Origin of the sequence: Streptomyces sp. NPDC052043 (genome assembly GCF_044548235.1) — a bacterium.
GTDB lineage: Bacteria > Actinomycetota > Actinomycetes > Streptomycetales > Streptomycetaceae > Streptomyces.
Window position 1 is genome coordinate 443,742 of record NZ_JBIUBT010000003.1, and the last position, 8,274, is coordinate 452,015.

The 8,274-nt window shown below is 70.4% G+C and carries 6 protein-coding genes, 1 pseudogene and 2 riboswitches; of the genes and pseudogenes, 2 read left to right on the top strand and 5 right to left on the bottom strand.

Annotation, left to right across the window (positions count from 1 at the left end):
• Positions 1–50: 50 nt before the first annotated feature.
• Complete coding sequence (locus ACIHCX_RS09900) at positions 51–725, bottom strand: LuxR C-terminal-related transcriptional regulator (RefSeq protein WP_400028341.1); 675 nt, start codon at positions 723–725, stop codon at positions 51–53.
• A 113-nt stretch (positions 726–838) separates the two neighbouring features.
• On the opposite strand from ACIHCX_RS09900, the gene ACIHCX_RS09905 reads away from it, so the two are divergent.
• Complete coding sequence (locus ACIHCX_RS09905; protein ID WP_400028343.1) at positions 839–4,141, top strand: AfsR/SARP family transcriptional regulator; 3,303 nt, start codon at positions 839–841, stop codon at positions 4,139–4,141.
• 156 nt (positions 4,142–4,297) lie between these two features.
• Here the strand turns inward: ACIHCX_RS09905 and ACIHCX_RS09910 are convergent, their stop codons facing one another.
• Positions 4,298–5,083, bottom strand: a complete 786-nt coding sequence (locus tag ACIHCX_RS09910) for a Ku protein (RefSeq protein WP_400028345.1) — start codon at positions 5,081–5,083, stop codon at positions 4,298–4,300.
• 111 nt (positions 5,084–5,194) lie between these two features.
• On the opposite strand from ACIHCX_RS09910, the gene ACIHCX_RS09915 reads away from it, so the two are divergent.
• Positions 5,195–5,743, top strand: a complete 549-nt coding sequence (locus ACIHCX_RS09915) for a GNAT family N-acetyltransferase (RefSeq protein WP_400028346.1) — start codon at positions 5,195–5,197, stop codon at positions 5,741–5,743.
• 64 nt (positions 5,744–5,807) lie between these two features.
• Here the strand turns inward: ACIHCX_RS09915 and ACIHCX_RS09920 are convergent, their stop codons facing one another.
• The 3 genes and pseudogenes from ACIHCX_RS09920 to ACIHCX_RS09930 all read right to left on the bottom strand — a co-directional run bounded on the left by ACIHCX_RS09920 (position 5,808) and on the right by ACIHCX_RS09930 (position 7,828).
• Positions 5,808–6,119 (bottom strand): hypothetical protein, encoded by a 312-nt coding sequence (locus tag ACIHCX_RS09920; protein WP_400028348.1) that lies wholly within the window; start codon positions 6,117–6,119, stop codon positions 5,808–5,810.
• A 93-nt stretch (positions 6,120–6,212) separates the two neighbouring features.
• Positions 6,213–6,368, bottom strand: a pseudogene (locus ACIHCX_RS09925) (ABC transporter ATP-binding protein); the annotation flags it as partial.
• A gap of 50 nt (positions 6,369–6,418) precedes the next feature.
• Positions 6,419–7,828 carry a hypothetical protein gene (locus ACIHCX_RS09930; RefSeq protein ID WP_400028349.1) on the bottom strand — a complete coding sequence of 470 codons (1,410 nt, stop codon included), beginning with the start codon at positions 7,826–7,828 and terminating at the stop codon, positions 6,419–6,421.
• Between the two features lie 126 nt (positions 7,829–7,954).
• Positions 7,955–8,031: riboswitch (cobalamin riboswitch) on the bottom strand.
• 93 nt (positions 8,032–8,124) lie between these two features.
• A riboswitch (cobalamin riboswitch) is annotated at positions 8,125–8,260 on the top strand.
• The last annotated feature ends 14 nt before the right edge of the window (positions 8,261–8,274 follow it).

The following is an 8,274-nucleotide window of genomic DNA, read 5'->3' on the forward strand; positions in this document are numbered from 1 at the left end:
CTGCCTGTGGCGCCATGGCAGGGGAGAAGACAGCGCTGTGGAGGCGCACCTCAGCGCGTCAGTCCGAATCCGGCTTCGCGGGCGCGGACCACGGCCTGGGCACGGCTCTGCACGTCGAGCTTGCCGAAGATGGCGGAGACGTGGTTGCGTACCGTCTTGTCGGCCAGCGTCAGCGACCGTGCGATGCGGCGGTTGTCGTATCCCCGCGCGATCAGTTCGAGCACCTCGAGTTCTCGCCGCGTCAGCACCGACATCATGGTGGACTCGAGGGGCGGTGTGGTGTTCCTGAGCAGCCGGGCTACCAGACGTGCGGCCGCATGGCCGACGACGACGGAGCCGCCTGCCAGCGCCCGTACCGCGCCGACGACTTCCGCCGCCTCCGCCGACTTGGCCAGGTACCCCCTTACGCCGGCCGCCAACGCCGAGCGCAGCAGCATGCTGTCCTCACAGCGCCGGGTCATCGCCAGAATCCCCCGCACCCCGACCTTCCCCGTCAGGAGTCCGCACATCTCGAGCGCGTTCGTCCCCTGCCAGTCCAGATCGAGGACGACGACGTCCGGAAACGACGCCGTGATCAGCGGGACGGCCCGATCGAGTTCCCCGGTCTCCGTGATGACGTCGATGCCGTTCGCGGACAGTGCCGCTCGAGTGTCTCTCCGCAGCAGCGGATCGCGCTGCACGAGGGCGACCCGGATCGCGTTGGTGTCGAACAGGTGCCTGGTCATGAGTACCTCCCGTACGCCTTGGCGGGGGAAGCATGTGAGCGACGTGCTAGCGGATGGCTAGCGCCGGTTCCCTCAGCCCTCCCGTAGACTGAGCCCGGCAAGGGGGGAAGGGGATGTTCGACTTCCGCATTCTGGGGCCGCTGGACGCACGCTGGGCGGGGGAACCCCTCTCCATCACGGCTCCCAAAGAGCGGGACCTGCTGGCACTGCTGCTGCTCAGGGCGGACCGGACGGTTTCCGCGGAGGAGCTGATCGACGGTCTGTGGGGGAACAAGCCGCCTGCGACAGCTCGCACCACCTTGCACAACTACGTCAAGCGACTGCGCCGCGGACTGCTCACGGCAGGCGGGGACCGAGAGGTCCTCAGCACCAGCCCGGGCGGCTATGTGCTCAGGCTGGACAACGCCACGCTCGATCACCGTGAGTTCGAAAAGCTCAACCACCGAGCGTCCGAGGCCAGGGAACGCGGAGAACTCGTCCCGGCGGCAGCACGGCTGCGGGCGGCGCTGGCGCTGTGGCGGGGCGACGCGCTGGCCGACAGCCGCGCGGACCATCTGGTACATGTCGAGGCCCCCCGTCTCAACGACGGCCGTATCTTCGTCTTCGAGCAGTGGATCGACGTGGAGTTGAGGCTCGGCCGCCACAAGGAGGTCATCGCCGACCTCCAGGCCGAGGTCGCCGGCCATCCCCTCTGCGAGGGTCTGTACGTCCGGCTCCTGGTTGCCCTGTACCGGTCGGGCCGCCGCAATGACGCGCTGATGGTGTATCAGCGGGCACGCAGCCGACTGGTCCGGGACATCGGGCTGGAGCCCGGTCCCGAACTGGCGGCGGTGCACGGGCGGATCCTGGCGGACGACGCCTCCCTGCTGGACCCGGGTGCCCACGTCGAGGACGGGGTCGGCGCCTCGGTGGACGCCTCGCCCCCGGAGAGCTCCGGGTGGGTACTGCCCGCCCAGTTACCTCCGTCGAACCCCGCCTTCATCGGACGCGAGCCGGCGATGCGGCGCCTGGACTCGCTCCTCCCGAACCGCGAGGGCGTTTCAGGGGCGGCCGGCATCGCTCTCGTCACCGGACAGGCGGGCATCGGCAAGACAGCACTCGCCATCCACTGGGGGCACATACGACGTGACCACTTCCCGGACGGACAACTCCATGCCAACCTGCACGGCTACGACAACGGGCGACCGGCACGGCCCATCGATGTCCTGAGCGGATTCCTCCGCGCGTTCGGGGTTCCGGCACAGCGCGTCCCGGCCGAGGAGGAGAGTGCCGCCGCTCTGTACCGGTCTCTCTGCGTGGGCAAGCAACTGCTGGTGGTCCTCGACAATGCACGCTCAGCCGCTCAGGTCCGGCCGCTCGTTCCCGCCAGCGGTGGTTGCCTGGTCGTGGTGACCAGCAGAGATGTCCTCGGCGGACTCGTCGCGCGGGACGGCGCCGTACCGGTGCCGCTCGCCGTACTGGAGCCGTCCGAGGCCGAGCAACTCCTGGTCAAGATGGTCGGTGCCGCCAGGGTGCAGGCCGAACCCTCCGCCGCGGTGGCGTTGACGTCTGCCTGCGCCTGTCTTCCTCTCGCCGTCGGCGTTACGGCGGCGGACCTGGCTCTCCATCCTGACCGGTCCCTCACCGATCAGCTGTCCCGGCTGGGCGGCGACCGCTTGACCGCGCTGCAGATCGAGGGTGACGAGCGGAGTGCTGTGCGGGCGGTGCTGGACACGTCGTACACGGCTCTGGAACCTGAGGCCGCCCGCATGTTCCGGTTGCTCGGGTTGATGCCAGGGGCCGACGTACCGTTACCCGCGGCGGCGGCGCTGGCGGGCGTGCCCGAAAGTGAAGCGGTCGGGCTGCTGAATCAGCTGACACGTACCTACCTTCTGGATGAACACACTGTCGGCCGCCACACTTTCCATGACGTGCTGCGGGCCTACGCCCGGGAGCGCGCCCACCAACTGGACAGCGAGGACGAGCGCACGGAGGCCTTGGCACGGCTGAACCAGTGGTATCTGGCGTCCGTCGGCGCCGCAGTTCGTGTCTATCTTCCCGAGGCGCTGCGCCTGCCCGTCGCGGACACCGGCGGCGGGCTCACCTTCGCCGACGCCGGCGCGGCCCTGGAATGGCTGGACACTGAGCGGGCGAACATCGTCGCCGTCGTACAGCACACTGCCCAGTACGGTCCCTGGCCGGTCGCATGGACCCTCGCCGATGCCCTTCGCCCGTACCTGATGCAGCGTGCGCATGCCAGCGATTGGCTCAGCGTGGCCTCTGCGGGCCTCGCCGCAGCTGAGGCCGACAGGAGCCTGCCCGGTCAGGCGGCAGCCCATCGCAGCCTCTCAAGCGCCTACGTGAATCAGAGTACTTATGAGAAGAGCAGGTTCCATGATCTGAGAGCGCTGGACCTCTATCGCCGGATCGGTGCCGCCGAGGGCCAGTCCGCGGTCCTCAACAGCCTGGCCCTGACCTCGTGGTATACCGGAGAACTCGAGCATGCCCTGCTCTACGGCGAGCAGAGTGTGACCACGTGCAGGGGAGCGGGCTTCAGGATGGGCGAGGCCATCGCTCTGGGGAACCTGGGGGCGGTCCTGCACGAGATGGGGCGGCTGCCCGAGGCGCAGACACGTCTCACCGAAGCACTGGCCGTCTGCGAGGACATGAGCCCGGGCCTGCCGACGCTCGCCGCCATCGCGCGACGCAACCTGGGCGTGGTTCTTCACGACCGGGGCGATGTTCGAGAATCGGTGGCGGCCCTGACCGAGGCGGCCGACATGCAGCGCGGCCGGGGCAGCCACATCGACCTCGTCTACACCCTGTGCTGGCTCGCTGTGGCATCGCTTCAGTCAGGAGACCGGGCCGCGGCGCTGGCGTACATTGACGAGGCGACCGCGTTGAAGACCGGCGAGACGCGTGCTCAATCCCATGTCCAGACCGCGCGGGGACTGCTCTCCCAAAGTATCGGCAACCACAGCAGCGCGGTACGACGTTTCCAGGAGGCCCGGAAACTGGCCGGAGGCTGTGACGCGCGCACCCAGGAATTGCGCGCGCTGGTCGGCCTGGCCGACAGCAGTCTGCGGTTGGGCAGGCTCGCGGAGGCGCGCACGTATGCGGCAAGTGCGCGCACGGTCGCGGGAGCGGGAGGGTACGGCCTCCTTCACGCCAAGGCACTGACATCGCTGGCTGAAGTCGATCTGGCCGAGGGGAGAGGGACCGCTGCTGTGCGACTCGCGGAGCAGGGGCTCGCCATCTGCGCGGCGGCAGGACATCCGATCGGCATCGCCGATGCCATGGTCGTGCTCGGACGCGGGCTGCGTATGTCGGGCGACGAGGAAGGGTGCATGCGCAGGTGGCAGGACGCGCTGGACCTGTACGTGGAACTCGGCGCCGGCCGGGCTTCGGAAGTCCGTGCCCTGCTCCGGCAAAGCTGACGGTGCGGGTGGCCACCGCGCCGTGACGACTGGGGCGGCGCGGGCGGAATCAACCCCTGGCCGCACCCCTCCACGAGTCCGGGGCCCGTCCGAGAGCGGGCCCCGGAGCGAGCTCGTCGTCAGGCGCCCCGGCGCACGGCGATCGGAGGCTGCTGGTCAGCCTGGCGTGCGGCCCTGGCCGGCGGCTCTGCGCAGGCTCTCCTCCAGCGCGGCCGGCAGGTCCACCGCCGGCTCGGGCTCGGCGGGCCGCGGCAGTCGGCCTCCGGATTCCTTCGCCGCCACCAACTGCTCCAGTGCCGCGGCGGAGTCGTCGTGCAGGTCGGCGAGGTCGACATCGGACATCTGGGCCATCAGCAGGGAGGCGAGTTCCAGTTCCTGCCCGGTCACCGACGTGGCCGGTGCGGTGTTCCCGGGTTCGCGGACTTCATCGGGCCACAGAAGTGTCTGGACGACGAGTGTGTCCCGGCGCGGCCAGACCGCTGCCAGGCGTTCCCTGGTGTGCAGCGTCACCTTGGCCACGGCCGCGCGCTCGATCCAGGTCAGCGCGGCCACCAGCAGCGCGTAGGGCCGCTGACCGGCCTGCCCGTACGGTGCGGCGTAGTAGGCGCGCGAGAACAGGATCGGGTCCAGGCCGTCGACGGGGACGAATCCGAGGACGTCGATGACGTGCCTGCTGGGCAGCGGCAGGGCCCGGAGATCTGCTTCTTCGAGCACCACCATGCGCCCATCAGGGGTTTTGTACCCCTTCGTGATCTCCCGATGGTCGACCTCGCGGTGCTCGGCCTGGCATACACACCGGTATTGGACGGGGGAGCCGTCCGCGGCATGCGCCTCGTGCAGATCCGCACCGTGTCGTCGCGTGGCCGGGAACAACTGCACCGGCAAGCTGACCAGGCCGAACGTGATCCAGCCCGTCCACACTGCCTGCGTGGGCACATTCATACCTCCAGCCTCCGCCGCGGCAGGCCCCGGTGCACCTGGGAGTGGCCCGAGGGGTGCCTCGATCGGATTCGCCCAGGGCGCGCCGTCGGGGCCTGCGATAGGTTGCCCGCCATGACCGGACCCGGACCCGTCGCCTGGCCCCCCGCCCCGACAACGACCGAACGGCTCGTGCTCCGCGAGTCCGAGGCCCGAGACCGTGCGGCGTTCATCGAGCTGTTCGCCTCGCCGGAGGTCGGCACCTACCTCGGTGGCCCTCGACCGCGCGACGAGCTCGAACACGCGGTGCCGGACGTGCCCGGGCGGCGCCTCGGCCTTTTCGTGGTCGACCTCGAAGGAGCGATGATCGGCATGATCACGCTCGATCGGCGCGACGCGGAGCGTCCGGGGCACGTCCGTCCGGATGCCGGGGAGGCGGAACTCGGTTACATGTTCCTGCCGGACGCATGGGGACGCGGGTACGCCGCCGAGGCGTGCGCAGCGGCACTCGACTGGTTCGCCGAGGCGTTTCCCGGCGAGCCGGTGGTGCTCTGCACCCAGACCGCGAACAAGCCCTCGATGCGCCTCGCGGCCAAGCTGGGGTTCACCGAGGTGGAGCGGTTCGAGGAGTTCGGCGCCGAGCAGTGGTTCGGCGTGTGGCCCTCGGTCACGCCGTCCGGCTGAACTCGCGCTGTGACGGGGAAGGTTCACCGGTCCGCGGCCGGCCGGTGCCGCGTGCCGCAGGTCACTACAAGAGCATCAGGATCAGGGCCAGCGCGACGGGTGTGAAGAGCATCGTGGCCAGGTGGCTGAACAAGGCCCGCGTCATACCCAGCACGGAGAACAGCAACAGGCCGCCCGCGAGCCAGCACCCAAATGTCTGGCCCGCGAGAGTCCGAGCGGCGGTCTCCTGCTCCCTGGTGGTGGCCTCGAAGCCCAGCGCCCCGCCGATCATCATCAAGAAGAGCACGCCGCAGAGCAGCAGGTTCCCCGCGCCGACGATGACAGCGACCGGCTTGTCCACCCGGCGTATTCGTCTCCAGAGTTGTATGACGCTCACAGGAACGGAGCCTATCCAGAGGTGCGCCCACGGCTGCGACTGCCGGATTGCGCGTAGGCCGACGAACGGCGCCCAGTGCTGCGCCCGGTCGGTGGCCGTCAGGGTGGCCCAGTGGACGGTGCGGTCGCACCGGCGGTGCAGCAGGGTGCGGTCGTGGCCGACGGCGAGGAGGCCCGCGCCGGTGGCGGCACGGTAGTCCTCGACGACCGCGACCAGGGCGGCCGTCGAGGAGGCGTCGAGCGTCGCCGAACTCGGTCATCCGCCGGGCGCCCGGCGTCACGCGGCCCGTCGTCGTTCCGTCAGGCGCCCCGGCGCACGGCGATCGTGTCGCCGACACCCACGGTCGTCCCGCGCGTCGCGGTGGTGAACGCCGAGCCGTCGATACTGACCTTCCAGGTGTCCGAGCCGCTGTTGGCCCTGCCGTTGAGGGAGGTGAGGGCGCCGGTGCCGGAGGACGGGGTCACCCCGGTCACGCAGCCCGACGGGGTGGCGCCGCTCGTGGCCGCGTCGAGGACGGCGCCGAGCGTGGTCGTCGCGCCGGTCGGGGTCAGGGCGACGGAGCACACCGTGACGCCGTCCGTGCCGTCGTCCACGCTCAGCGCCACCTTCGTCGCCGTACCGGAGGTGAAGGAGCCCTGACCCACCCACTGCGGGGCGCCCGTCGCGGTCGGAACGGGCGGGGCCGCCGTGAAGCCGCCGCCGGCCACGGCCCGCAGCCCGTCGATCGACGCGTAGGCCGACGGGCTCGTGTCGCCGGGCAGGTACCGGAAGCCGCCACCCGGGTTGAACTGCTGCGCGATCAGGAAGTCGACCGGGGTCTTGCCCATGGAGGTGAGGAAGTCACCGGTCTGGGCGTTGACGCCGCAGGCGTTCAGGCCGGACACCGCCCAGCCGTTGGAGTCGGTGTTGGCGCCGAACATGCCGTTGAACGCGCCGCTGTTCGCCACGAGTTTGCTCTTCAGGAACGCCTTGGCCTTGATGACGCCCGCGTCGGTGTTCGGCACACCGGAGACGCACAGGGCGGCCATCGCCGCGCCGGTCATGTCGATGTCGCTCGTCGCGGCCTGCTGGCCCGGGTCGCCCTCGGCCCTGCTGAAGTTCCAGCCGCCGTCGTTGTGCTGGTTGGCCCGGATCCGGGTGACCATCGCGTCCCGGAGCACCTGCGGGATACGGCCCTGCCCGGACCGGGTCTTCGCCCCGTTCAGGGCGAGCGCGGCGAAGACGGTGCCGTTGAAGTTGGCGGACGGCCCGAAGTAGCCGGGTTCGGCGGTCTGCCAGTAGCCGTAGACGTCCGCGACCAGGTTGCGGGAGGCCGAGACACGCGCCGGGTCGATGCCCGCCGCGTAGGCGTTGAGCATGCCGCGCTCGTAGTCGGTGACGACGGGGGAGGAGGACGGCCAGCCGCTGGTGGAGAGCAGGTCGCGGTACACCGTTCTCGCGTTCTTGGCGGTGTCGCCGCCGGGCGTGACGTCCACGGCGGCCGTACCGGCCGCGGCGAACGCGCTGAACGCCCACTCGTTCGACAGTCCGGCGCCGGCGTACGAACCGTCCGGCGCCTGGAGGGACTTGAGGTATCCGACGCCGTTCGTCCTTGCGACGGTGAGCTGCGCGGGTGTGGTGGTGGCCGCCGCGGGCAGCGTGGTCAGGGCGAGGGCGCCGAGGACGGTGGCCGCGGTGACGGCCGAACGGCGGGACAACGAAAGGGACATGGCCTGCTCCTCAGGGTGAAGGACGCCGACCCGACCCGGGTGCGTCCCTCGCCGACAGGGCGGGAGCAGCGGGTGCGGCCGCCGCCCGGAACGCGTGGATCGGCTTCCAACGGTGCTTCACCGCCTGGGCATTCGGGCTCGGGACGGCCCCGCCGTCCCACACCGCTGCGCGTCAGCCCCGGACTCCCACCGGGTTCCCCCATTCGGCAGTCCGGGACGGTACCCGAGGGGCATCCCGGTCGCCAGAGGGTGCCCTCGGACACCAACGGCCCGTGCCCGCGGATGCCTTGACGCTCTGAGGCACCCCGTGTTCCAATCCGGCTGATACGCAATCAGTTCCAGGGGAAGCCGGTCGAAGTCCGGCGCTGACCCGCAACCGTAGGCCCGGCACCCGCCGGGCGAGCCGGAATGCCTGGAGCGTGTTCTTCAGCAACAGACGCCGTCGC